The sequence below is a fragment of the Micromonospora costi genome, from assembly GCF_003626655.1.
Classification (GTDB): Bacteria; Actinomycetota; Actinomycetes; order Mycobacteriales; family Micromonosporaceae; genus Micromonospora; species Micromonospora costi.
In genome coordinates, this window is the sequence record NZ_RBAN01000001.1 from 1,256,618 (window position 1) to 1,280,431 (window position 23,814).

At 73.6% G+C, this 23,814-nt stretch carries 22 protein-coding genes, 2 tRNA genes and 1 pseudogene; 11 read left to right on the plus strand and 14 right to left on the minus strand.

Translation table 11 applies throughout. The features are described 5' to 3' along the window. Positions 1–39: 39 nt before the first annotated feature. Positions 40–1,350, plus strand: coding sequence for a L,D-transpeptidase (locus D7193_RS05665; RefSeq protein WP_120778255.1), 1,311 nt, complete (start codon positions 40–42; stop codon positions 1,348–1,350). A gap of 57 nt (positions 1,351–1,407) precedes the next feature. On the opposite strand, the gene D7193_RS05670 is transcribed toward D7193_RS05665, so the two are convergent. Both D7193_RS05670 and orn read right to left on the minus strand, forming a co-directional pair. Next, positions 1,408–1,480: transfer RNA gene (locus tag D7193_RS05670), tRNA-His, on the minus strand. A 137-nt stretch (positions 1,481–1,617) separates the two neighbouring features. Next, positions 1,618–2,214, minus strand: a complete 597-nt coding sequence (gene orn, locus D7193_RS05675; RefSeq protein WP_120778256.1) for an oligoribonuclease — start codon at positions 2,212–2,214, stop codon at positions 1,618–1,620. A 67-nt stretch (positions 2,215–2,281) separates the two neighbouring features. On the opposite strand from orn, the gene D7193_RS05680 reads away from it, so the two are divergent. Continuing rightward, complete coding sequence (locus D7193_RS05680; RefSeq protein WP_120778257.1) at positions 2,282–3,619, plus strand: glycosyltransferase 87 family protein; 1,338 nt, start codon at positions 2,282–2,284, stop codon at positions 3,617–3,619. A 123-nt stretch (positions 3,620–3,742) separates the two neighbouring features. Here the strand turns inward: D7193_RS05680 and D7193_RS34805 are convergent. The 4 genes and pseudogenes from D7193_RS34805 to D7193_RS05700 all read right to left on the minus strand — a co-directional run. Beyond that, positions 3,743–4,276 (minus strand): annotated as a pseudogene (locus D7193_RS34805) (hypothetical protein); the annotation flags it as partial. Positions 4,277–4,946: 670 nt separating this feature from the next. After that, entirely contained in the window at positions 4,947–5,684 is a 738-nt protein-coding gene (locus D7193_RS05690) for a YcnI family copper-binding membrane protein (protein ID WP_120778259.1), read from the minus strand. A gap of 17 nt (positions 5,685–5,701) precedes the next feature. After that, positions 5,702–7,363, minus strand: a complete 1,662-nt coding sequence (locus D7193_RS05695; RefSeq protein WP_120778260.1) for a copper resistance CopC/CopD family protein — start codon at positions 7,361–7,363, stop codon at positions 5,702–5,704. Between the two features lie 83 nt (positions 7,364–7,446). Beyond that, entirely contained in the window at positions 7,447–8,091 is a 645-nt protein-coding gene (locus D7193_RS05700; protein ID WP_120778261.1) for a zf-HC2 domain-containing protein, read from the minus strand. A 107-nt stretch (positions 8,092–8,198) separates the two neighbouring features. On the opposite strand from D7193_RS05700, the gene D7193_RS05705 reads away from it, so the two are divergent. From D7193_RS05705 to D7193_RS05720, 4 genes are read left to right on the plus strand one after another with little or no spacing between them, the layout of a single operon-like run. Further along, positions 8,199–8,783: a sigma-70 family RNA polymerase sigma factor gene (locus D7193_RS05705; protein ID WP_120778262.1), complete on the plus strand. Its 585-nt coding sequence runs from the start codon at positions 8,199–8,201 to the stop codon at positions 8,781–8,783. 32 nt (positions 8,784–8,815) lie between these two features. After that, on the plus strand, positions 8,816–9,343 hold the full coding sequence (locus tag D7193_RS05710; protein ID WP_120778263.1) for a MauE/DoxX family redox-associated membrane protein: 528 nt from the start codon (positions 8,816–8,818) through the stop codon (positions 9,341–9,343). Then, a complete protein-coding gene (locus tag D7193_RS05715; RefSeq protein WP_120778264.1) occupies positions 9,336–10,052 on the plus strand; it encodes a DsbA family protein in 717 nt (238 codons plus the stop codon). Before D7193_RS05710 ends, D7193_RS05715 begins: the two co-directional genes overlap by 8 nt. Next, a complete protein-coding gene (locus tag D7193_RS05720; RefSeq protein ID WP_120778265.1) occupies positions 10,049–11,155 on the plus strand; it encodes a hypothetical protein in 1,107 nt (368 codons plus the stop codon). Before D7193_RS05715 ends, D7193_RS05720 begins: the two co-directional genes overlap by 4 nt. An 85-nt stretch (positions 11,156–11,240) precedes the next feature. Here the strand turns inward: D7193_RS05720 and D7193_RS05725 are convergent, their stop codons facing one another. From D7193_RS05725 to D7193_RS05740, 4 genes are read right to left on the minus strand one after another with little or no spacing between them, the layout of a single operon-like run. Next, a complete protein-coding gene (locus tag D7193_RS05725; protein ID WP_120778266.1) occupies positions 11,241–12,020 on the minus strand; it encodes an energy-coupling factor ABC transporter ATP-binding protein in 780 nt (259 codons plus the stop codon). Continuing rightward, positions 12,017–12,787 (minus strand): cobalt ECF transporter T component CbiQ, encoded by a 771-nt coding sequence (gene cbiQ / locus D7193_RS05730; protein WP_120778267.1) that lies wholly within the window; start codon positions 12,785–12,787, stop codon positions 12,017–12,019. Before cbiQ ends, D7193_RS05725 begins: the two co-directional genes overlap by 4 nt. Before the next feature lie 4 nt (positions 12,788–12,791). Further along, positions 12,792–13,217 carry a PDGLE domain-containing protein gene (locus tag D7193_RS05735; protein ID WP_120778268.1) on the minus strand — a complete coding sequence of 142 codons (426 nt, stop codon included), beginning with the start codon at positions 13,215–13,217 and terminating at the stop codon, positions 12,792–12,794. Further along, complete coding sequence (locus D7193_RS05740; protein ID WP_120778269.1) at positions 13,214–13,933, minus strand: energy-coupling factor ABC transporter permease; 720 nt, start codon at positions 13,931–13,933, stop codon at positions 13,214–13,216. The genes D7193_RS05735 and D7193_RS05740 overlap by 4 nt, the downstream gene beginning before the upstream one ends. Before the next feature lie 162 nt (positions 13,934–14,095). Here D7193_RS05740 and bcp point away from each other — a divergent pair, with 162 nt between their 5' ends. From bcp to D7193_RS05755, 3 genes are all read left to right on the plus strand, one after another. Next, positions 14,096–14,572: a thioredoxin-dependent thiol peroxidase gene (gene bcp / locus D7193_RS05745; RefSeq protein WP_120778270.1), complete on the plus strand. Its 477-nt coding sequence runs from the start codon at positions 14,096–14,098 to the stop codon at positions 14,570–14,572. Between the two features lie 63 nt (positions 14,573–14,635). Next, positions 14,636–14,721 (plus strand) — tRNA-Leu (locus D7193_RS05750). 72 nt (positions 14,722–14,793) lie between these two features. Further along, entirely contained in the window at positions 14,794–15,330 is a 537-nt protein-coding gene (locus D7193_RS05755; protein ID WP_158674773.1) for a GNAT family N-acetyltransferase, read from the plus strand. A 46-nt stretch (positions 15,331–15,376) separates the two neighbouring features. Here the strand turns inward: D7193_RS05755 and D7193_RS05760 are convergent, their stop codons facing one another. After that, positions 15,377–16,195 (minus strand): MOSC domain-containing protein, encoded by an 819-nt coding sequence (locus tag D7193_RS05760; protein WP_120778272.1) that lies wholly within the window; start codon positions 16,193–16,195, stop codon positions 15,377–15,379. A 4-nt stretch (positions 16,196–16,199) separates the two neighbouring features. Then, positions 16,200–17,033, minus strand: a complete 834-nt coding sequence (locus tag D7193_RS05765; protein WP_120778273.1) for a class I SAM-dependent methyltransferase — start codon at positions 17,031–17,033, stop codon at positions 16,200–16,202. 139 nt (positions 17,034–17,172) lie between these two features. Here D7193_RS05765 and D7193_RS05770 point away from each other — a divergent pair, with 139 nt between their 5' ends. Continuing rightward, entirely contained in the window at positions 17,173–18,255 is a 1,083-nt protein-coding gene (locus tag D7193_RS05770) for an LCP family protein (RefSeq protein WP_120778274.1), read from the plus strand. 42 nt (positions 18,256–18,297) lie between these two features. On the opposite strand, the gene D7193_RS05775 is transcribed toward D7193_RS05770, so the two are convergent. Continuing rightward, positions 18,298–19,800 carry a glycosyltransferase gene (locus D7193_RS05775; RefSeq protein WP_158674774.1) on the minus strand — a complete coding sequence of 501 codons (1,503 nt, stop codon included), beginning with the start codon at positions 19,798–19,800 and terminating at the stop codon, positions 18,298–18,300. Between the two features lie 11 nt (positions 19,801–19,811). Then, positions 19,812–21,719 carry an O-antigen ligase family protein gene (locus D7193_RS05780; protein ID WP_120778276.1) on the minus strand — a complete coding sequence of 636 codons (1,908 nt, stop codon included), beginning with the start codon at positions 21,717–21,719 and terminating at the stop codon, positions 19,812–19,814. A gap of 365 nt (positions 21,720–22,084) precedes the next feature. Here D7193_RS05780 and D7193_RS05785 point away from each other — a divergent pair, with 365 nt between their 5' ends. Continuing rightward, positions 22,085–23,809, plus strand: coding sequence for a hypothetical protein (locus D7193_RS05785; RefSeq protein WP_120778277.1), 1,725 nt, complete (start codon positions 22,085–22,087; stop codon positions 23,807–23,809). The last annotated feature ends 5 nt before the right edge of the window (positions 23,810–23,814 follow it).

Here is a 23,814-nt window from a genome sequence, read left to right on the forward strand (position 1 = left end):
GACGATGGCCGTGTGCGGGGACCACACTGTGAGGGAATCATGCGAGCTGACCAGGACAAACTGAACCGGCCTCGCGGCGCCGGGCCCACCGGGCGACGCCGCGTCCTTGCCGCGGGGGTGCTCGCCGTCGCGCTGGCGTTCACCGCCGCGTGCACCGACGGGGGCGGCGGGAAGCCGTCGTCCTGGCAGGGCGGCAACGAGACCCCCGCCCCGAAGGCGGCGGCGACCATCAGCGAGCCGCAGGCCGACGCCAAGGACGTCCCCGCCTCCACCGGCATCGCCTTCACCACGAAGGACGCCGTGGAGACCACGGTCGAGCTGAAGGACTCGGCCGGCGAGGCCGTCGAGGGCAAGCTCGCGGCGGACGGCAAGAGCTGGCTGCCGGCCGGCGCGCTGAAGTACGGCGAGACGTACACGGCGACTGTGACGGCGACCGGTGACGACGGCCGGCCCGCCACGGCGACCAGCACGTTCACCACGATGGCCAAGCCCGGCAAGCAGATCCGCATCAGCAGCTTCCTCGGCGACGGCCAAGTGGTCGGCGTGGGCATGCCGCTGATCGTCAAGTTCAGCCGGGCGGTCCCCGAGGACTACCGCGACGACGTGCAGCGCCGCATGACGGTCACCTCGACGCCGGCTCAGGAAGGCATCTGGCACTGGGTGAGCCCCACCGAGATCCGCTACCGGCCGAAGACGTTCTGGAAGGCCAACAGCAAGGTCTCGTACCGCGTCCAGGCCGGCGGCCTGCCCATGGGCGACGGCTGGTACGGCCGGGCCGACCTCACGGTGGACATCAAGATCGGCCCGTCGCTGGTCATGACGGTCGACAACAAGACCAAGCGGATGACGGTCACCAAGGACGGCAAGGCGATCAAGACCATCCTGGTGAGCCTCGGCAAGAAGAGCACTCCCTCGTCGAGCGGCACCATGGTGGTGATCGAGAAGCTGCGCAAGACGGTCTTCGACACGTTCGAGGAGCTGGGCCCCGAGGAGGGCTACCGCACGAAGATCGACTACGCCCAGCGGCTCACCTGGGGCGGGGAGTTCATCCACGCCGCGCCCTGGTCGGAGGGACAGCAGGGCAGCGTCAATGTCTCGCACGGCTGCGTGAACGTCTCGATGGCCGACGGCGCGTGGCTCTTCGCCAACACCCGGATCGGTGACCCGATCACGGTGAAGGGCACCGAGCGCAAGCTCCAGAACGGCAACGGCTGGACCGACTGGAACATGAGCTGGGACGAGTACGTCGAGGGCAGCGCCCTGCCGTACGAGCCGCCCGCGGAGCCCGGCGCCGAGTCGACCGCGGACCCGGACACCACCGCCAGCGCCACGGCCGGCCCGACGGGCTGACCGGCTCCCCGCGAACGACGAAAGCCCCCTCCGGAAGGAGGGGGCTTTCGTGTGCCGGGTGACTGATGGGAATTGAACCCACGACAACCGGGACCACAACCCGGTGCTCTGCCAACTGAGCTACAGCCACCATGCCGCCGCGCCCGGTTGATCGCCCCGGGCGGGGTGCGGACCAATAATAGCCCCCGACGGGGCGACCACGTCCAGCGGGTTCCACCGCCGTGGCGGGCGCGGGTCAGCGACCGCCGGATCCCGCTCCGACGCCGGTCAGAGTTCGGCCGCGATGGCCTTGGCGCTCTCCACGTCCGGGCCGGGCAGCGGCACGAAGACCGTGCGCCGGTAGTACTCCAGTTCGCGGATGCTCTCCCGGATGTCCGCGAGCGCCCGGTGCGCCAGCCCCTTGGCCGGCTGGCCGAAGTACACCCGCGGGTACCACCGCCGGCACAGCTCCTTGATCGACGAGACGTCGATCATCCGGTAGTGCAGGTGGTTGTCGAGCCGGGGCATGTCCCGGGCGATGAAGCCACGGTCGGTGGCGATCGAGTTGCCGCACAGCGGGGCCGTACGCGGATCCTTCACGAACGTGCTGACGTAGTCGAGGACCCTGTCCTCCGCCTCGGCCAGGCTGACCGTGGATCGGCGGACCTCCTCGGTGAGCCCCGACTTCGCGTGCATGGTGCGGACGATCTCCGGCATGGCGTCCAGCGCCGCCCCGTCCGCGTGGATCACCACGTCGACACCGTCACCGAGCACGTTGAGATCGGGATCGGTGACCAGTGCGGCGACCTCGATCAGCTTGTCCCTGCCGAGGTCCAACCCGGTCATCTCACAGTCGATCCAGACGAGGAGATCAGCCACCGGCACAGACTACGCGCAGCCCACGTGCCGCGGCTGCGGGCTCTACGGGGACCGGCCCGCTAGGGTTTCCTCCGTGCCACCCGAACCCGTCGCACCGCCCGCCGTCACCGACGACGACCCCGGTGGCCGCACGGTCCGCCGGCTCGTCACGGTGGTGGCGCTGGCTGCCGTGCTTCCGGCGCTCTACCTGCCCGGCCGGGTACACGACTTCTTCGACCTGAAGATCTACATGCGGGCGATGCGGTGGTGGGCGGACGGCAACCCGCTCTACGACTACGTCCAGCCGGACCGGGTCCAGGGCGAGCTCTACTTCACCTACCCGCCGTTCAGCGCGCTGCTGCTGCGCCCGTTCGCGCTGATCCCGCTCGGCGCCACCGTGACGATCTTCACGGTGCTCACCGTCCTGGGTGTCGTGGTGACCACGCGCTGGCTGGTCGCCCCGATGATCGCCCGGCACGGCCTGCCGCGGGTGTTCACCGTGACGGTGGCGGTGCTGCTCGTGCTGGCCGTGGAGAGCACCCGGGAGACGATCACCTTCGGTCAGATCAACATGCTGCTCGTCGTGCTGATCCTCGCCGACCTGCTGTTCGCCGTACCCCAGGGGCGGCGCTGGGCGGGGGTCGGCGTGGGCCTCGCGACGGCGCTCAAGATCTTTCCGGGGATCTTCATCGTCTACCTGCTCGCCTGCCGGCGCTGGTGGGCCGCCGCGGTGGCCAGCGCGACCGCCGCGGCGGCGACGCTCCTGGCGGCGGCGGTCGCGCCGGACGACTCGTGGCGGTTCTGGACCCACGAGCTGTGGGCCACTGACCGGGTCGGGCGCACCGACTACACGGGTAACCAGTCGCTCTTCGGTCTGCTGAGCCGGTTCACGGCGCCCGACAAGCCGGACCGGCTGCCGTGGCTGCTGTTGGTCGCCGTGGTGGCCGCGTACGGGCTGTGGCGGGCGGCGCGGGCCGCCCGCGCCGGCGACCATCTCGCCGGCCTGACCCTGACCGGGCTGATCGGCGGTCTCGTCAGCCCGATCACCTGGACCCACCACCTCTACTGGTTCATCCCGGCGGTGGTGGTGCTCGCCGACGCGGCGCTGCGCCCCGGGCGGCCGGGAGCCGACCTCGCCACCACCGCCGCCGGTCCGCCGGGAGCGGGTGTGGCGCGCCGGCGCTGGCTGGGCGTCCTGGCCATCGGTACGGCCCTCGTGATCATCTACGGCGTCGTCTCGTTCCAGGACTGGGGTGTCGCGCCGGCACGCACCGACTCGCCCTGGGAGTTCCTGGTCCGCAACACGTACGTGCTGCTCAGCCTCCTGCTGCTGGCCACCCTGCCGACCCGGCCGCCGGTCGGTCCCGCCGGGCAGCGCGACCGCGCGGAGGCACCCCAGAAGTTGCACCAAATGGACAGAGGCCCCGAGTAGCGACGATCGGCGCTAATCTGGCCTCACCTACCTCAGGGGCAACTTGGGTAGCGGCACCGATCCCCCGGTGTGGGCGGCCCTCCGCGTCGGCAGCGCGGAGGGCCGCTCGTCGTCCGGGCACCGTCAGGCGGGCCGCCCGTCGACGGGATCCGCGTCACCGTTCAGCGGTACGGGCCGGACGGTGCGCTCCGGCTGCGCCGGCGGCCAGGCCAGCGTGAGCGACACACCGGGCGGGCTCGCGGCGGCCGGCGCCGCCGACCCGACCGCGCCGTGACCGGCCTCCGCGCCGGCCCGCTCGTCTCCGACGAGGTCCGCGAGACTGGCCGGCCGACCGGCGGGCACCGCGCCGATGGCGGACCGCTCGGGCGGGCCGGAGCCGACGGCGGCCAGCTGCCGCTGCGTCATCACCGCCCGGTCGTCGGCACTGCGCGGCTGCGCACCCAGCCCGCTGAGCGAGGAGACCCCGAGCCGGCCGGCGAGCACCGGCACCTGGTCCGGCTCCACCACGAAGATCACCTCGCGCGGGCGTACGGGGCGGAACAGCAGCAGCACGGCGAACGTCACCAGCAGCACGCCACCGGCGAGCAGGCCCCACATGGCCGGCGCCATCCAGCCGGCGCGAAACTCGGCCCGCAGGTCCAGCGTGAGATTCGGCCCGCCGTCCGGACGCGTCACCACGAGGCTCAGCGGGCGGCCGGCCAGCTCGTCCGGCGTCCACTCGATCGCGCCGACGCCCTCGCGTACCCATCGTGGACGGTCGGTCGGCGCGAGCCCGGCGGCCGGGGTCCCGGCCGACGGCGCGGTGCCGGCCGGGTCGAGGCGGACCGGCAGCGGCCCGCGGGCCAGCGCCACGCGCCGCACCGTGGCGTGCGGTACGGGCTCGAGCCAGCGCCGCGCCTCGTCCGCGGGAGCCAGACCGAGGAACGCGGGGCCGTCCGGCGTGCGGGCCTCGATCCGCAGCCGGGTCTGCCCGAGCCGGGTGAACGGCGCCTCCCGCCGCAGCAGGCGGTCGAGGTCCGTGACCACCATCGCGTGACCGGTCGTCTGCACGGTCTCGAAGCGGGCCGTGAACGCGCCACTCGGGTCCGCGTGCCGGATGACCAGCCAGAGCGTGCCGCCGGCGAGCAGCGCCGGCAGACCGATGATCAGCAGCAGCATTCCGGCGAACGCGCGTACGAACCGCATCCGTTCCGTCCCCCTCCGTAGCCAGGTACCCGGCCGACCTTACCGACGTCGACCGGCCGATCAGGGGATATCCACGGCACGCGATCGGGGGAAAGACCGCGGGCCCGCCGGAACACCGGCGGGCCCACGTGACGGATACGGGTCAGGCCGTCGTGGCCGGCCCGCGGCGGGTACGGGCGAACGCGAGCCCGCCCAGCGCCAGGCCGCCGAGCCCGGCGATCAGGCCGGCGATGCCGAGCCCCAGCGCGGCCCCGTTCCCCTCGCCCTCGTCGTCGTCATCGTCGGCCTCGGGGGCCGTGGCCGCCACCGGAGCGGCGGACGCCGACGGCGAGGCCGCCGTGAGGGTGAGCACCGGCGCCGGGTCCTCCGGCTCCTCCCCACCCGGGGTCGGCTCCTCGATCCACCGGGACACGTTGCCGTCCGAGTAGGTCTGCAGCGTCTTGAAGACCATCGTGTCGACCTGCGGCAGCGGGCCCAGCGAGATCGGGAACTCCTGGAACTCGCCCGGCTTGACGCCCGCGTTCGCGCTCGCCGTCCACGTCAGCTTGGACACCGCCTCGGTGATCTGGCTGCCGTGCACGTCGATCGGCGGGTCCACCTTCCGCTTCTCCACCGCCACCGTCCAGCCCGGCACGGGCATGGTGGAGACCGATCCGACCGGCGCGTTCTCCGGCAGCACCACCTCGATCTTCGTGGTGGAGGCCGTGTCGCTCTCGTTCGGCACCCGGAACGCGATCCGGCCGTAGCCGCCCTGGGTCGCCTCCTTCGGGTTGACCGTCACGTGGGCGGAGGCGGGCGCGGCGAAACCGAGCACCGCGGTGGCGACGGCGCCGAGCGCCAGGGCGGCGGCAGCCGTCGCGGAACGCCGGGTACGGATCATGGGTACGGGACCTCTCTCTAACGGATCGGCACGGTGGCGGTCACCGTCGCCTGGTCGATGTCGGACGTACGGGCCGTGATCTTCAGCTGCCAGTCACCGGAGGCCGGCAGGTTGATCTCGCCGGTGGCGTGGTTGTCGGTGAGCGGCAGCAGCGGGATCTCGATCGGCTCGATCCCCGCCGACGGCAACGCCGCCGTCGCCTTCCACTCCACCACCGGCTGCGGGCGGTTCTCCTTGGTGTACGCGTAGAGGTGCATGGAGTTGTTGCCCCGCTCGGCCGGGTCCAGCTCGACCTGGACGGAGAGCAGGGAGCTGTTCAGCGTGGCGGTGAAGTAGCCGGCCGAGGAGGCGGCGACCTCGTTGGCGGTGCGGGCCGGCGGTGTCTGCACCAGCGTGGCCGAGAGGCCCAGCACCACCGCGGTGATCGCCAGCTCCACCCAGACCGCCCGGCGCACCGGTGCCGGGCGCTGTTCCGCGACGCGGCGGCGCACCAGCTGCCGGGAGTACGCGGCCACGCCCATCACCAGCAGGAAGAGCCCGATCTTGGCCAGCAACAGCCGGCCGTAGGTGGTGCTGAACAGGGCGCCCGGAGTGGCCACCTCGATCAGGCCCTGCACCACGCCGCCGAGCAGCAGCGCGGAGACGGCCAGCGCCGCCCAGCGGGACCAGATCGGCAGGATCGCGCCCAGCTCCCGCTCGTCGGCCCGGCGCAGCAGGAACGCGGCGAGCATCAGCAGGCCGCCCAGCCAGACCGCCATGCTGCCCAGGTGCACGGCGTCGACCACCACGGAGACCGCCGGCGCCGGCGAGGCCGCCGGGTGGCCGGCCAGCGGCCACGTCACCAGCGTCGCCACGCCGAGCACCGTGAGGATGACGCCGTCGGCGCGCCCGACCGGCCCGGCGAACAGCGGGCGCAGCAGGAAGGCGGCCGCGGCCAGCAGGCCGAGCCGGACCAGGTGCGCCGCCCCGAACGCGCTGCCCAGCACGCTGCTGAACCCCTCGCCGGTCACGTCGAGGAGCCCGCCACCGGCGGTGTAGGGCACCTGTAGCCACAGCTCGGCGAGGGTGGCGAGGACGACGAGGCCGAGGCCGGCCCAGGCGAGCCGGGCCGGGCCGCGCCGGTCGAGCCGCCGGGGCCAGAGCAGGGCGAGCACCAGCGCCGGCCCGACGAGCAGCACGAGTCCGGCGTAGCCGAGGTACTTGGCGACCTTCACGGCCGTGCCGACCACCGGGTCCGCCCGGTCGGTGTCACCGGTGTCCGTGGGCGGTGGCGAGGGCGCGCCCACCGAGTAGGTGAACGCGCCGGAGACCGGGTGGCTGTCGGCCGAGATCACCCGGTAGCTGACCAGGTAGGTGCCGCGCTCCCCCGCCGGGTCCACCGGGATGTGGACCACCGTCCCGTCGAAGGACGGCTCGCCCCGGTCCGCACGGGAACCGTCCGGCGCTATCACCCGGATCTTGTCGGGCACCTTCCGGACGGATTCGCTGAAGGTCAGCACCACCTCCTCCGGCCCGGCGGGCACGACGGCCGAGGCCGCCGGGCTGGAGCTGACCAGCACGGCGTGGGCACTCGCGGGAGAGGCCGGCGCGATCAGGAGGGCGACGGCGGTGACCAGCAGGCCGGCGGTGGCGCAGAGCCGGGCGAGCCAGCGACGAGGGGCAGCAGTCATGGCGATCATGCTTCCCGACCGGGGCCGTCGGCGGCCACCCCGCGTCGACCGTGCCGGACTGTCGGCGCCACGCGGCGCCGGGCCGTACGCGCTCATCCGCGCCCCGGCGCCAGCGTCGGCCTGAGGGGCCGCTCGGCGTCGCCGCCCACGCGGACGAGGGCCCAGAGCAGGCCGGCCTGGACCACGGCGGCCAGGTGCCCGATCTCGTGGACCAGGGCGGTGGTCGAGTTCGCGATGTCCACCGCGCTGGTGCCGGCCAGGCAGGCCGCCAGCACGAGCGCCACCGGCAGGAACGCCCGTGCCCGCTCGGGCCGCCACGCGGCCAGCACGAAGCCGACAGCGAGCGCCACGTCGAAGGAGGCCATCTCCCGGCTGGTGTGCGGGTCCACGCTCACGCCCAGGCCGGCGAGGAGGATGGGCAGGGCGGTGGCGAGCTGCGCGACGGCCGCCACGGCCACCGCCACCCGCAGCACCTGGCGGCGGGCGCGCAGCGCGACCTCCCGCGCCCGGCCGGCGGCCAGCGGGTCGGCGGCCACCGCCGCCAGCACCGACGCCGTGAGGTCGGGCACCTCCACCGCCTGCACGCGGACCAGGCGGGTGACCTCCTCGGCCCGGGCCAGCCACACCCGGCACCCGGAGCACCCGCCAAGGTGCGCGTCCAGCTCCGCCGGCGCCGCCTGCGGATCCTCACCGTCCAGCCGTGCCGACAGCGCCGCGCGTACGTCGTCGCATGTCATGCCGTGGTAGTCGGCCGGGGCGCGGGGAAAGTTCCCGGCGTGGCGCAGGCCATGGAAGAGTCCAAGGACCCTCGTCCACCGTCGTGCGCCGCGTAACCTGGTGTGTCGTGATCCCCGCCCCGCGTGACGCCGCCGCCGGCCCGGCCGACCCGGCCGGCGCTGCCCGGGATGCGGCCACCGAGTGGGCGCTTTCCGCCCGTGACGGCGACCCGGCCGCCCAGGCCGCGTTCGTCCGGCTCACCCAGGTGGAGGTGTGGCGGTTCACGGCGGCGCTCGTGGATCCGGACAGCGCGGACGACCTCACTCAGGAGACGTACCTCCGGGCGTTCCGGGCACTGCCGGCGTTCGAGGGCCGCTCCAGCGCCCGTACCTGGCTGCTCGGCATCGCCCGGCGCGCCTGCGCCGACCACCTCCGGTCGGTGGTCCGCCGCCGGCGGCTCGACGACCGCCTGACCGCGCACGCGCACACCGACCGGCCGTACCCGGACCCGGCCGGGCAGCTCGGCGCCGCCGACCTGCTCCACCGGCTCCCCGCCGAACGGCGCGGCGCGTTCGTGCTCACCCAGCTGCTCGGCCTCTCGTACGCCGAGGCCGCCGCCGTGGAGGGGGTGCCGGTGGGCACCATCCGGTCCCGGGTCGCGCGGGCCCGCGACGAGCTGGTCGCGGCGGTCGGCGACGCCCTCGCGGGTTGACCGCGGAACTTCCGGCGGAGGCGGGACGACTAATGATCGTGACAGCACCCAGCACCACCCCGGCCTCGCGCTGGCCCGCCGTGCGGCCCTGGCTCGGCACGGCCGCCCGGCTGGGCCTGGCCGCCGTCTGGCTGCTCGCCGGGGCGTCGAAGGTCGATGATCTGGCCGCCTCCGGCCGCGCCGTGAACGCGTACCAGATCCTGCCGTACGACGTGTCGACCGTGGTCGGTGCGGCCCTGCCGTTCGTCGAGCTGGCGTTGGGCGTACTCCTGTTGGTGGGCCTGGCGACCCGGTTGACGGCGGGGGTCTCCGCGCTGCTGCTGGTGGTCTTCATCGCCGGGATCGCCTCGGCCTGGGCGCGCGGGTTCGCCATCGACTGCGGGTGCTTCGGCAGCGGCGGCCAGCTCGCCGAGGGGCAGGCCCCGAGTTATCTCCCGGAGATCCTCCGGGACCTGGGATTTCTGGTATTGGCGGGGTTCCTGCTGGTCTGGCCCCGCACGCCCGTCTCGGTGGACGGCTGGCTGACGGGCGAGCCCGTCGTGGAGGACGAGGATGAGTAGTCGCAAGGGGCAGAAGGGCGCGGCCCGGGTGGTCCAGCAGCAGTTGGCGCGGGAACGGCGGCGCCGGCGCACGCTCTGGGTATCGGTGGGCGCGGTGGCCGTCCTCGTGATCGCGGGCCTCATCGGCTGGGGCGTCTGGTCCAGCCAGCGGTCGACCGAGTTCACCGCGCCGGCCGGGTCCGCCGAGGGCGGCACCGGGGTGGTGGTCGGGTCCGGCCCGGTGACCGTGGACATCTACGAGGACTTCCTCTGCCCGGTGTGCAAGCAGTTCCAGGACACCAGCGGCGCCACGATCGACCAGCTCATCAGCGAGGGCAAGATCAAGGTCGTCTACCACCCGGTCGCCTACCTGAACCGCTTCTCCACCACCGAGTACTCCACCCGCTCCTCCGCCGCCTCCGGCTGCGCCGCACAGGAGGGCAAGTTCGCCGAGTACGCCAAGGCGCTCTACGGCCAGCAGCCCCCGGAGGGCAGCGCCGGGCTCACCGACGACCAGCTGATCGACATCGGCGCGGGGGTCGGGCTGAACCGAGACAGCTTCGGCTCCTGCGTACGCGACGGCACGTTCAAGCCGTGGACCGACCACGTCACCGAGCAGGCGTCCCGGAACAACATCACGGGCACCCCCACCGTGGTCATCGACGGTCAGCAGGTCGCCGACCGCAGCCCGGAGGGGATCCGGGCGGCCGTGGCGGCGGCCGGCAAGTGATCCGCACCCTGCTGACGCGCGCCGGGCTGGTGGCGGCCGGCGCGCTCGCCGCCACGCTGGCGACCGCGGCTCCCGCGGCCGCACACGGTGCGGACGCCCCCGACGGCACCGACTACCGCACGACGGTGACCGGGATCAGCCCGGCGCGGGAGGGGCTGGAGGTCCGGGCGGTGGAGGCCGGTGCCCGGCTGGAGCTGACCAACCGCAGCGGGCGGACCGTCGAGGTGATGGGCTACTCCGGCGAGCCGTACCTGCGCGTCGGCCCGGACGGGGTGTACGAGAACACCCGCTCCCCCGCCACGTACCTCAACCGCACGATCGCCGGCGACACGACGCTCCCCGCGGAGGCCGATCCGGCCGCGGCCCCGTCCTGGCGTCGGGTGGCCGACGGGCCGAGTGTGCGCTGGCACGACCAGCGCACGCTGTACCGGGAGTCTGCCCCACCGGCGGCGGCTCAGGCCGCACCGGACCGGGAGCACCGGGTGCGGGACTGGGCGGTGCCGCTGCGCGACGGCACCGAGCCCGTGGAGATCCACGGCACGCTGGACTGGGTGCCCCCGCCGGACGCGTACACCTGGTGGGCGGTGAGCGTCGTCGGCCTGCTCGCGGTCGGCGCGCTCGGTCTGCCGGCGGCCGGCTCCACGCTCGGCGCCCGGTCGATCGCGGCGGTGGGCGCGCTGCTGGTCGTCGGCGGGGTGGCGGCGGTGGCGTACACCGTGGGCCGGGAGTTGGACGCCGGCGCGCAGGGGGTGGGTGGCCTGCTTCTCGGGCTGCTCACCGGCCAGTTGTGGATCCTGCTCACCGGCTTCGGCGCGGTCGCGGCGGGCGCGTACGCGCTGGCCCGCCGCCCCGCCGCGGACTTCGCGGTGGCGCTGGGCGGCGCGTGCCTGGCGTTGTTCGCCGGCGTGGGCAACGCCGCCGTGTTCGCCCGGGCGGTCGCCCCGGTGCCCTGGTCGGCCACGGGCGCCCGTCTGCTCGTCGCGCTCGTCCTGGTCACGGGCGTGGGTGCCACCGCGGCCGGCATCCTGCGCCTGCACGCCGCCCGCCCCCGCGCTGCCAACCCCAACCCGAACCCCGCACCCCTGACCCTCACCCCCTCCTGACCGCCCCGCGATCTTGCAGTTTGTGCCCTTCATCTGGGCTGGTGTGCGGCTTTTGTCGGGGCCGAAAGTGCAAGATCGCGGGGGGTCAGGACGGGCGCGGGGTGGCGTGGTGGGGGTTGAAGCCGTACGGGAGTTCCAGGCGGTGCCGGGACAGCAGGGCGTCGTCGGAGAGCAGGTCCCGCGTCGGGGCGTCGGCCACGATGCGGCCCCCGTCGAGGATCACCGAGCGCTCGCAGAGTTCCGCGGCGTACGGCAGGTCGTGGGTGACCATGAGCATCGTCACCGGCAGGCCGCGGAGGATCTCGGCCAGCTCCCGCCGGGCGGCCGGGTCGAGGTTCGACGACGGCTCGTCGAGGACCAGGATCTCCGGACGCATGGCGAGCACCGTGGCCACCGCCACCCGGCGGCGCTGCCCGAACGAGAGGTGGTGCGGCGCGCGGTCCCGGTGCTCGGCCATCCCGACGGCGGCGAGCGCCTCGTCGACCCGGGCGGCCAGCTCCGCGCCCCGCATCCCGAGGTTGGCCGGACCGAACGCCACGTCCTCGGCGACCGTGGGCAGGAAGAGCTGGTCGTCCGGGTCCTGGAAGACGATGCCGACCCGGCGCCGCACCTCGGCCAGGGTGGCCCGGTCCGGCGTCACGGTCAGCCCGCCGACGCTCACGCTCCCCTCGACCGGGGTGAGGATCCCGTTGAGGTGCAGCACGAGGGTGGTCTTGCCGGCGCCGTTCGGGCCGAGCAGGGCGACCCGCTCGCCGCGCGGCACGGTGAGGTCGACCCCGTGCAGGGCCACGTGCCCGTCGGGGTACGCGTAGTGGACCCCGCGGACGTCCAGGCTGGGTGTCGTCGGCTGCACGTACCCGATCATGTCAGGACGACGGCGGCGGCGGCGACGGCGGACGCCACCACCGGCACGGTGGCCGCGACCAGCCACTGCGCGGAGGTGGCCGCGCCCACGCCCTGCCAGGTGGCCGGCATCCGGCCGGTGTAGCCACGGGAGAGCATCGCCAGGTAGACCCGCTCGCCGCGCTCGAAGGCGCGCAGGAAGAGCGCGCCCACGCCGGCCGCGAAACCGCGCAGCTGCCAGAGGAAGCGCGGGTCGTCGCCGCGGGAGACCCGGGCCACCCGCATCCGCCGGGCCTCGCCGACCAGCACGTCGAGGTAGCGCAGCATGAACGTGGCGATCTGGGTGAGCATCTGCGGGCAGCGCAGCCGGTCCAGGCCGATTATGAGGTCACGGGTGGTGGTCGTGGCGGCGAGCAGCAGCGAGGCGAGAACCCCGAGCGTGCCCTTGGCCAGGATGTTCCAGCTGCCGTAGAGGCCGTCCACGGACAGGTGCAGACCGGCCACCGTGACCCGCTCGCCCGCGCCGAGGAACGGCAGCGCGACCGCGAACAGCACGAACGGCAGCTCGATCAGCGCCCGGCTGAGCAGCCAGCGCGGGCCCACCCGCGCCAGCGCCGCGACGGCCGCCACCAGCAGGGCGTACGCCCCGAAGGCCCAGAACGCCTCGCGCGGGGTGGCCACCACCGCGACGGTGAAGACCACCATCGCGACGATCTTGACCTCGGGCGGCAGCCGGTGCACCGGCGAGGGGGTCTCGCGGTACAGCACGTGCCCGTGACCAGCTCCCACCCCGTCAGCCCCGTACGGCCGGGCCGGTGGCGCGGGCGCCGTCGGCGCCCGAGACGGCCCCGGACGTGGCGTCGGCGCCGGACGTGGCGTCGCCGGTCGACCGGCGGCGGAGCAGCCAGAACGCGCCGGCCCCCACGGCGAACGTGAGCAGCACGCCGAGCACGCCGGACAGGCCGGTGGAGAGGAAGCCGTTGTCGACGCCGCGGACGCCGTAGTCGGCCAGCGGGCTGTCGGCCAGCTCGTGGTCCTTGGCCTGCTGCGCCGGGCAGCTGCCGCCCGTGATGTTGTCGTCGGCGTCGACGGTGCACCCCTTGAGCAACGAGGAGTCCAGCCCGTCCGGGTGGGACGAGGCGTAGTTGCTCACCACGCCGGCGAGCACGAGGGCGACCAGCAGGCCGCCGACGACGAACGCCCAGGGACGCTTGTTCACCGGACACCTCCGACAGCGGGAACGGCGCGCGTGGTGACGGGGCGACGCAGCCCGCGCAGCGCGTAGACGAGATCGGGGCGCACCTTGGCGACGGTGACCACCGTGGTCGCGGTGATGAGGCCCTCGCCGATGCCGATCAGCAGGTGGACGCCGGCCATCGTGCCGGACAGGCCGGCGAGGTTGCCGCCCAGGTCCGTGGTGCCGCCCAGCCAGTACTGGACGACGAAGCCCTGCGAGGCGACGACCACGCTCAGCAGGGCGGAGACGAAGGCCGTCACCGCGAGGCCCGTGGAGGTGCGCGGCAGCACCCGCAGCAGGACCGCGATCAGCAGGTACGCGGCGGCCGTGCCGAGCAGCGCCATGTTGGTGATGTTCAGGCCGAGCATCGCCACGCCGCCGTCACCGAAGACCAGCGCCTGCACGACCAGCACCACCGCCACGCAGAGCGCGCCGACCCATGGGCCAACGAGCATCGCGGCGAGCGCGCCGCCGAGGAGGTGGCCGCTCACGCCCGCGGTGAAGATCGGGAAGTTGAGCATCTGCACGGCGAAGATGAACGCGGCGACCAGGCCGGCCATCGGGGCCAGCCGGTCGTCCAGGTCACGCCGGCCGCGCAGCACGCAGACGGTCAGGGCGGCCAGTGCGAGCGCCGCGAAGACCGCGGCGACCGGACCGTTGATGATCCCGTTCGAGATGTGCATCGCCAGGGTTTCCACGCGACCTCCCACGCGTTCGGCGCGCCGGTCCTCGCCGGCGGGATCAGCCTATTTCTCACACCTGCTTGTTGCCAAGACTTGGCAACAAGGGATGGTGTTGATCACGACGCCCGGCGCGCCGGGGTCGGCCGGGCCGTCCCGGCCGGCGGTAGGGTCGGGGCCATGACCGCACCCGACCGCCTCTCCCCCGGTGACCCCGCGCCCGAGTTCACCCTCACCACCGACACCGGTGACACGCTGTCCCTGGCCGACCTGCGCGGTCGCCGGGTGATCCTGTACGCCTACCCGGCGGCCATGACCCCCGGCTGCACGAAGCAGGCGTGCGACTTCCGCGACTCGCTCGCCTCGCTCCAGGCCGCCGGCTACGAGGTGGTCGGCATCTCCCCCGACAAGCCGGAGAAGCTCGCGAAGTTCCGCGACCGGGACGGCATCACCTTCCCGCTCGTGTCCGACCCCGACAAGTCCGTCCTGACGGCCTACGGCGCGTACGGCGAGAAGCAGCTCTACGGCAAGACGGTCACCGGCGTGATCCGCTCCACGTTCGTCATCGACGCGGACGGCAAGATCGAGCGCGCGCTCTACAACGTCAAGGCCACCGGCCACGTCGCCAAGCTCCGGCGCGACCTCGGCCTCGACTGAACGTCACGTGCGGGCACGGGCACCACACCGTCGCGGGGCGGCGCTCTAGACTCAGCAACGCAAGCGGGAGTGGCGAAACGGCAGACGCGCAGGATTTAGGTTCCTGTGTCCGAAAGGACGTGGGGGTTCAAGTCCCCTCTCCCGTACCAGCAGACTCGTGCGGTTGTCACCCGCGTCACGATCGTGGGTGCCCACCCGGCCACCGGGTCCAGGATGGCGGCGTGACCCTGCGCTTCGTCCTCGACCCCGAGCTCAGCCCCCGGCTGCGCGAGCAGATCGTCGCGCTGTGGGTGGACGTCAGCAACGCCGGTGGGGCGGTCGGCTTCGTGCCGCCGGTGACCACCGCCGACGTCCGCACCCTCGCCGACCCGACGTTCGCCGGGATCGCCCACGGCCCGGACCGGCTCCTGGTCGGCTACGACGGGGAACGGCTCGTCGCGGCGCTGATCCTCGCCGACAACCGGTTCGCCCTCAAGACGCACTGGTGCGTGCTGAAGCGGGTGATGGTCCACCCCGACACCCAGGGCAAGGGGTACGGGCTGGCGCTCATGCGCGAGGCCGAGCGCGTCGCGCGGGAGATGGGGCTCGCGGCGCTACACGTGACCCTGCGGGACGGCCTGGGCCTCGACCACTTCTACCGGAGGCTCGGCTACCGCGAGATCGGCCGGCTGCCCGGCGCGCTGCGGGTGGCACCGGGCGACGACCGGGACGAGGTCCTGATGTGGCTCGACCTCACGCCGGGCGACGCCCGACCGTAGGAGCAGAGACGGACGGGCCACGGCCGGGCGCAGGCTGCGGCGGCGGTCAGTCGGCCAGCGTCACCACGTCGCCGACGGTCAGCTTCCCGGTGCCGACGGGGACGAGGTGCAGTCCGAAGAGGAGCTTCTGTCGCACGTTGCGGTAGCGGCCGAGCGTGCGCAGGGGCTCCCTACCGCGTACCCCGGTCTCCTGGTCCGTCGTGGTGACCAGGCAGCGGTCACACGACCCGGCGGCCCGGAACCACACGTCGCCGATACGCAGCGACCGGCCCTCCCAGCCGTCCTCGGCCCAGGCCGGCGCGCCCTCGACGACCAGGTTGGGGCGGAACCGCGTCATCGGCACCGGCTCCTCGCCGGCCTCCAGGAGCCAGTCACCGAGGGCGGTCAGCGATGCGGCGTTGGCCAGCAGCACCGGGTAGGCGTCGGCGAAGCTGACCTGGTCACCCGTGTCGTGCTCCCGGTCGCCCACGGCCAGATGCCGGACGGGTCGGGCCAGCCAGACCAACCGGACGGGCCTGCCGAGCAGGCCGCCGAGCCACTCGTCGGCGACCGGCCCGGCGGGCAGCGCCGGCACCGGCAGCTTCCGGCTGCGGAACGTCCGCACCGGCACCGGCTCGCCGCCGGTCGGCTCCGGCACGTCCAGGTCGGGCCAGCCCTCGGCGCGCAGCAGCAGCCCGCCGTCGCGGGTCACGGCGTGCAGGCCGACGAGCCGCGTGGTCTCCCGTTGGGTGACGCCGACGCCGTCGGCGTCCACGACCATCCAGCGCCGGTCGCCCGCCAGGCCCCACGGCTCCACCACCGCGCCGTCGTGGTCGAGCCGGTGACAACCCTTGACCGGGTACGTGTGGAGAGCGCTCAGCCGCACCCACTCACCATGCCACGCCGATGCCGTCTCCCGGGTACCAGTGGTCGGCGGGAGTCTCCCGGTAGGCGAGGAAGCGGCGGCCGGTGCGCTCGGCGTGCTCGGCGAGGACGTTCGTGGCGGTGACGTTGTCGGTGAGCAGGATCGCGCCGGGCGCCAGTTTGGACTCCACCGCCTCGAACTCCCGCTTCTCGTGGGCACGGCTGTGGTCGCTGTCGTGCAGGAACAGGTCGACCGGCCGGTCCAGCGCGGCGATCGAGGCGATGGAGTCGCCGATCACCAGGTCGACCACCTCCGACCAGGGCGCCGTCCGGGCCAGATAGCCCGCCTCCGGGTTGATGTCCAGCGAGGTGAGCCGGCCCGGATGTCCCTCGTCGGCGTTGCGCAGCAGGGCCGAGGCCAGGACGCAGCTGCCGAGCCCCTTGTCCACCCCGGTCTCCACCACGTGGCTCGGGCGCGTGGCGCGGACGATCGCGTACCAGCCGATCCGCCGCGCGTAGCGCACCTTCCGGTCGGCGAGACCACGCCGGGCGGCACGGGCGGTCGCGTGCTCGATGTGCCGGCGCAACGCGTCGTCGGACTCGATCTCGGCAAGGTAGCCGCGTACCTGCTTCACGGGCAGGTCGCAGACGACACTCACGAACCAGGCCAGGTGGTGGCGGCTGAGGGTGGTCAGCTCGTACGTGTAGTTGTGGTGCTCACGGGAGGTGACCAGCCATCGCGCCGAGGTGCGCAGCACCTTGGAGTCGTGGCGGGCGACCGAGGCCAGCCGCTTGGGAAAGGCGGCGACGGGGGCGAGCCGGGTACGGGCGATGGCCCGCCGGAGCTTCGTTGCGTCCACGGCTGACTTCTTACCAGGAGATGACGATCTATGGCTGGAAACGGTGGGCGTCCAGCCTGTGAAGGAACGTCCCGTCGGCGCGCAGTGCTGACCGGACGAGGGTACGCGGGCGCCACCGTGAGTCAGTAGCATCGCGGCCATGCCGCGTGCAGACCAGACCGCAGAGCTTCACCTGCCGACCGACACCGGGCCGGCCGACGGAGGACCCCCGGACGACGGCGGGCAGACCGCCACCCGGCCGCGTCGCCGCCGGTGGCGGCGCATCGTCCTCATCACCCTCATCGTCCTGGCGTTGGTCGGCGGCGGCGGCGTCATCGCGGCGGGTCTCTACGTCCGCTCCATCAACTCCGGCATCGAACGCGTGGACGCCTTCGACGGCGTACCGGAGGAGTCGCGCCCGCAGGTCGTGGCCCAGGGCGCCATGAACATCATGATCCTGGGCAGTGACTCGCGCGACCCGGAGAACGCCGGTGGCTCCCGGAGCGACACCATCATCCTGGCCCACCTGCCGAAGGACCGGTCGAGCGCGCAGCTCATCTCGATCCCGCGGGACACCTGGACGCACGTCCCCCGGTCCAAGGAGGGCCGGGGCGGCCGGGACGCCAAGATCAACGCAGCGTACGCGTGGGGCGGCGTCCCGCTCATGGTGCAGACCGTCGAGGCGTTCACGGGCGTCCGCATCGACCACGTGACGATGGTGGACTTCGCCGGTTTCAAGGAGATCGTGGACGCCCTGGGCGGCGTCGACATCGACGTCGAGCAGAGCTTCACCTCGACCCACTCGCTCGCCCCCGGCGGCCGGCGGGAGTTCACCAAGGGTCGGCAGACGATGGACGGCCCGACCGCCCTGGACTACGCCCGGGAGCGCTACGCGTTCGCCAACGGTGACTTCACCCGCATCAAGCACCAGCAGCAGGTCATCAAGGCCATCCTCGACAAGGCGGCCTCCGGTGGCACGCTGGGCAGCCCCACCAAGCTGAACTCGTTCGTGCAGGCCACGGCGGACGCGGTGGCCGTCGACAAGTCGATGTCCCTCGTGGACCTGGCCATGGAGCTGCGCCACCTGCGCAGCGGCAACCTCGGCTTCTACACCTGCCCCACCAAGGGCACCGGCCGGGTCGGCAGCGAGAGCGTCGTGTTCGCCGACGTCCCCAAGGCCAAGGTCCTGTTCGACGCGGTCCGCCGGGACGCGGTCTCCGAGATCGTCGCCGCCGGAAAGTAGGAGAAGACGCCACCCGGCCCGCTCGGGTGGGGGTTCGCACCCCTACCCGAGCGGAGCCGGGTCACCACCGGAACGACCGGGTTCCCCGGAGAACGCGCGGATCGGCAGGGGCCGGCCGAGCGCCACGGCACGCAGCACCGCGGCGTGGCCGGCCAGGGACGCCGCCGGCGAGAAGGTCTCCGTCGCCTCGTCGCGCAGGCGCTCGCGAGCGTCCGCCCAGGCCGTACGGTCGCGGACCATCGACGACATCGCCGCTACCAGGTCCGCGCGGTTGCCCTGCGGCCGGTACCGGAGGTCGTTGATCACCTGCCAGTCGACCAGCTCGGCGCTCCCGGCCGGGTTGGCCACCAGGTGACCCCGCCGTCCTGCCGCCAACTGTTCCCGGGCGCCACCCACGTCGGTCATGACGACGGGGACCCCGGCCACCAGGGCCTCCATCGACGCCAGCGACCAGCCTTCGAAGAAGGAGTCGAGGACGAAGGCGTCGGCCGCCGCCAGCAGGGCCGCCGGGTTGGCGCAGTGTCCACGGAGGTGGATGCGGTCGGCGACCGGCACGGACGCGGCCGCCTGCCGCGTCTGCTCGTAGTACAGCAGGTCGTCGTCGGCGCGACCCGCCACCAGCAGGTGCGCGTCCGGATGCTCCGCCGCCACCTCGGCGAACGCCGTCACCAGGCCGTAGGTGTTCTTCTGCAGGCAGTACCGGGCCAGTGACACGAACAGGAACTCGTCGGCCAGTCCCAGGGCCGCGCGCGCCCGCGCCCGGTCCACGAGGGGGACGCGCGAGCCGTCCACGCCGTTCGGCACGGTCACGACACGGTCGCCGGGATAGGTCGGGATACGGGCGAGGTACTGCTGACGGACGAGATCGCTGACCGCGACCTGCGCCGCGACCCGCCGCGCCCGCTCACGCTCCGGCGCCCAGGAGTGCGGATGGTAGAAGCGATGCATGTCGTGCAGCGTCTCCACCCACGGGACGCCGATTTCGGCGGCCACGTCGAGCAGCCAGTCGCGGGCGTTGTGCGCGCTGATCACGTCCGGCCGCCACGACCGCATCCAGACGCCGGCATCGTCGGGCGTGAGCTGGTGCGTCGCGATCCCCTCGGCCGCGAGCGACCGGGCGAGCCGGCCGCCCTCGCCCTCCTGGCCGGGCAGGCGCGTGTCCGAGTAGACGACGGCGGTCTCGACGTTGTGCGCGGGAAGCCGTCGGGCGAGGAACGCGGCGACCTCCTCCGCTCCCCCCACGTCGAGCACACCGGCCGCGATGGCGCAGCGCACCCGCTCGGACTCGACGACCTCGACGGTGGGTGGCGGGGCCGGCGGGAGCGTCCCGGCGCTCACCGGCTGGAGCGCCTCCAGGTCGCCGGCACCGCGGCCGGGGACCAGGGGGACCGACCAGTCCTCGCTCGGCCCTGCGGTGGCGGCGTCGGGCTTCGTGAACCGCCGCAGCGTACGCCCCGCCACCCGCCGCAGCGGCTTCGGGACGACGTGGGCCTGACGCTGCGCCCAGAGCGCGAGCCGCAGCGCGCGCCGCGATGACTCGGTCACGACATCCCCCCTCAGGCCCCGTCCCCACCGGGCCGGGCCGGCCGGCCACGGGTCAGGATGAGCGGGGCGACGATCCCGGCCGCGATCCCGAGCACCAGGGGCCATCGGCTGGTCTCCGCCAGGAACGGCGCGGTCATGAGGCACAGCGGCGCGATCAGGCAGAACGCGGCGGCGGACCGGACCACGACATCGCTCGCGGGGTCGCGCACGGCCCGCAGCGCCGCCAGGCCGGCGGTCACGAGGAAGAGGAGCACCAGCACCGGCGCCAGCGGCCCGTAGCGCAGCCAGTCCTGCAACAGCTCGTTGTGCACGTACACGCGGGTCGCGTCGCGGGCCGCGAGACCCGGGAGCTGGGGCGACTGGGGGCCCACCCCGGTCCAGACGTGCTCCCGGACGTAGTCCCACCCGAGGCGCAGGTCGCTGAGGTGCCCGGCCGTCGACTCCGTCTGGTGCTTGATGCTCTCCTCGGCCCGCTGGGTCGGCGCCGGTCTGGTGGGCGTGCTGGACGGCCCGCTGCCCGCGCCCGTCCTGCCACTCGGGCTCGGCGTGCCGGTCGCGCGGGGCGTGCCGGTCGGGCTCGGCTCGCCCGTCGGGCTCGGCTTGCCCGTCGGGCTCGGCTTGCCCGTCGGGCTCGGCTTGCCCGTCTGACTCGGCTTGCCCGTCGGGCTCGGCTTGCCGGTCGCGCTGGGCTTGCCCGTCGGGCTGGGCTTGCCGCTCGGGCTCGGCTTCCCGCTGGCCGGCGGGCCGGCGTTCGCGCCCGGCGTGCCGGTCGCGGTCGGCGTGCCGCTCGGGCTGCTGCTCGGTTTCGGGCTGCTGGTCGGGCTCGCCGCGCTGCCGCTGAGTTCGAAGCTGCCGGCGCTGCGCAGCCCGAGGTCCGCCGCGAAGCCGGGCGCGGCCAGCGCGATGACCGCCAGCACGGGAACCACGACGACGACCTGCCGGGCGATCCGCCGCCACCGCGGCCAGGTGAGCACGAGGACGACCAGGAAGGCGGCCAGCGCCGCCAGCCAGACGCTGCGCCGGAAGCTGATCAGCACGAGGAGCGGAGCGGCCGTGAGCACACCGAGGTGCCGCCAGTCCCAGCGCCACCCGTCGTCACCGAGCATGCCGATGAACACGGCCGCCGCGATCGCGGGCAGGGCCGAGTCGTAGTAGACGAAGTAGTCGCTGAGCCGGTCGTCGGCGATTTCACCGAAGGGGATCGCGATGGCTGCCGCCACGAGCAGGAGGCAGAGCGCCACGCCGACCGTCGGGCCCACCGACCTGCGGTCGTCCCGCAGCAACCGCAGGCTCATTCCGATGACCAGGCCCAGGACCAGCAGGACGAAGGGACGGGCGTTCTGGTTGACGGCGGAGAAGGGCGACTGACCGTGGAGGAGCCCGGCGACGACGCTCAGGACGACGAGAGCGGCCGCCGCCCCGACCAGGACCCCGCCCGCCGAGCGCAGGCGGGGCCTCGCGGGCGGCCACCAGCGTACGGCGGCAGCGAGCGCCGCGGTCAGCGCGAGCGGCAGGGCGACGGGGATCTTTCCGGTGCTGACGAACGTCTGGTAGCCCAGCGTGGTCAACGCGCCGAAGCGCCCGTTCGGCTTGATCTCCTGGGCGAGCACGGCCACGAGCACGATGCCCGTCACGGGAAGGCGCAGCACCAGCGCGGGCACGGCGACCGCCAGGACGACTCCGACGGGCGACCGCAGCGTCCACGCGATGTACGCGGCGGTGAACGCCGCCATCGCCCACGTCGCCCACACGAGCGGCCGCGGCGCTGTGGCGGTGCGGGGGCGCAGGGCGGCGGGCACCCAGCGGGAGGCGGCCGCCGGAAGGGCCGGGCGGCCGGCGTCACCGGTCAGGTCGCCGCGTTCACGGGGCTGCGGGGCGTCGTCCGTGCCCGAAGCCGTCGAAGTCCCTCTGGAACCCATCGCTGCCTCTGCCCCGAGATCAGGCTCCGTCGGCCTTCGCCGGACACGGAACCCCGTTGACAACAACATCGGACCGTCGGCCGTGACAATCGCGGGACGACCACCGCCGAAGCAACCCCGTGACCAGGGCGGCCGTGCACTGTGGCAGGTCGAGCGTCACAGCCAGCCGGCCGTCGCGGCACACAGTATCAGGAACGGCGGAGGGCGGCGTCACCGGAAGATCACCCGCGGATCGGACGGCGGGCCGGAGCGGATACGATGCTGGTCATTTTCGGTCGGATAGGTGGAATGGTGGGAAGTTCGCGCACTCGCCTCCGGTGGCCGCCGTTCGGTAGGGTCGGCCGTGATCACCCCCGGAGCTGCAGATGATCACCCGCCGCACTCTCCTCGCCACCGCGGGCGGCCTGGTCCTCGCCGGCGGTGCGGTCCTCGCCGGTGACAGCCCGTCCCGCGAGGGTGCCGTGCTGTTGCCACCCCCGTCGGGGGGTGACGACACCGCGGCGCTGAACGCCGCCCTCCTGGCCGGGGCGGGAGGCACCGTCCGCGGGCCGCACGACGCCCGTTACCAGGTCAGCGCTCCCCTTGTCGTGCACAGTGGAACCACGCTGATCATGTCGGGCTGCACGGTCACGCTGGTCGCCGACAGCGCCTGCAACCTGCTCACCAACGCTGCCGTCACCGCCGGCGGCCGGGACCGGGACATCACCGTCATCGGCGGCACGTGGGTCCGCGCCGAGGGCGTCGGCGGCGCCGGGGTCCACCTGCACACGCTGCGCTGGCGGCGGGTGGACCGCCTGGCGCTCAAGGGGCTGGCCGTGGAGACCGCGAGCGACAAGTACGCCATCTCGCTCGGCGACGTCACCGACACGACGGTCACCCGGATCCGGTTCGCGGTGCACTCCGACGGGGTGCACATCCAGGGGCCGGCCGCCCGTACGCGGATCTCGGGGCTCCGGGGCGCGACGGGCGACGACACGGTCGCCATCACCCCGCAGGACTGGCAGGCGTACGACGACGTGCGGGGGACGGTGACCGACACCCTCATCGAGGACGTCAGCGTGGCCTCCCTGGCGGCGCTGGTCAAGGTCCTCGGCGGGTCGCCCGGGACGGCGGCGTTGCGCACCACCGTCCGGAACGTCACGGGCCTGGCCGGCAACAACGTCATCTGGGTCGGTGACGACACCGCCGAGTGGCGCACGGTCGGCGGCCGGGTCGACGACCTGGTCCTGGAGCAGGTCTCGGCGGGCACCCTGCCCGACCGGGGCGGCGTGGTCCACATCAACGGCACCTCCGTGGGTCGCGTCCACATCCGCGGGATGCGGGTCGACAGCCGAGGCCCGAACCAGCCGCTGGTGCAGATCGCGCCGCTGCGTCCCGCCACCGTCGAGGCGCTCACCGTCGAGGACGTCGAGGTCGCGCAGCTCAACGCCGCGCCCCTGCTGTACGCCGACGCGAACGCGAGGATCCGGCACCTGCTCGTCGACCGGGTCACCGTCGGCGCCACGTCCACCAGCACGGCCATGACACGGATCGCCGGATCCGTCGAGGATCTGACCCTCCGCGCGGTCACCATGACGGCGAGCGGCGACAGCTACGTCCTCGACCTGCCCGGCTGGGCCGCGGCGGCCGCAGTGCGGCGTGCGGCGCTCTCCGGTGTGCGGATCGTCGGCGACGGGGGCGGGCTGGTCTCGGCCACCGCCGCCACGCACACCCTGCCGCACCTCGACGTCGCCGACGTACGCACCGTCGGGGCGCCGTGGCTCGTGGACCTGAACACCGCGACGGAACTCCAGCTGTCGAAGGTGGACCTCGAGAAGGCCACCGGCGGGGTCGCCAAGGTACGGCGTTCGGGGGCCGCCGTGATCCGCGGCGACGGGCTCCGGTCCACGCCGGGCTCACGGGGGGTCGCGATCGCGCCGGGCGGTTCGGTGGTCTCGTACGTGCTGGACCTGGCGGTCGACGTGAGCGAACTCGTCCGCGCCGACGGCAGCCGGGCCACGAACACCAACGCCCACCTGTCCTGCGGGACGGGCCCGGTGCGGTGTGCCGGGCTGACCTGGCAGCACCTGCAGACCGGCGCCACCTACTGACCGCG

Bases quoted from the DNA above. Each gene is read 5' to 3' on its own strand.
- D7193_RS05665 (WP_120778255.1), top strand. From the start codon at position 40: ATGCGAGCTGACCAGGACAAACTGAACCGGCCTCGCGGCGCCGGGCCC.
- D7193_RS05690 (WP_120778259.1), bottom strand. From the start codon at position 5,684: ATGATCCGTACCCGGCGTTCCGCGACGGCTGCCGCCGCCCTGGCGCTC.
- D7193_RS05695 (WP_120778260.1), bottom strand. From the start codon at position 7,363: ATGATCGCCATGACTGCTGCCCCTCGTCGCTGGCTCGCCCGGCTCTGC.
- D7193_RS05700 (WP_120778261.1), bottom strand. From the start codon at position 8,091: ATGACATGCGACGACGTACGCGCGGCGCTGTCGGCACGGCTGGACGGT.
- D7193_RS05710 (WP_120778263.1), top strand. From the start codon at position 8,816: ATGATCGTGACAGCACCCAGCACCACCCCGGCCTCGCGCTGGCCCGCC.
- D7193_RS05715 (WP_120778264.1), top strand. From the start codon at position 9,336: ATGAGTAGTCGCAAGGGGCAGAAGGGCGCGGCCCGGGTGGTCCAGCAG.
- D7193_RS05725 (WP_120778266.1), bottom strand. From the start codon at position 12,020: ATGATCGGGTACGTGCAGCCGACGACACCCAGCCTGGACGTCCGCGGG.
- bcp (WP_120778270.1), top strand. From the start codon at position 14,096: ATGACCGCACCCGACCGCCTCTCCCCCGGTGACCCCGCGCCCGAGTTC.
- D7193_RS05770 (WP_120778274.1), top strand. From the start codon at position 17,173: ATGCCGCGTGCAGACCAGACCGCAGAGCTTCACCTGCCGACCGACACC.
- D7193_RS05780 (WP_120778276.1), bottom strand. From the start codon at position 21,719: ATGGGTTCCAGAGGGACTTCGACGGCTTCGGGCACGGACGACGCCCCG.
- D7193_RS05785 (WP_120778277.1), top strand. From the start codon at position 22,085: ATGATCACCCGCCGCACTCTCCTCGCCACCGCGGGCGGCCTGGTCCTC.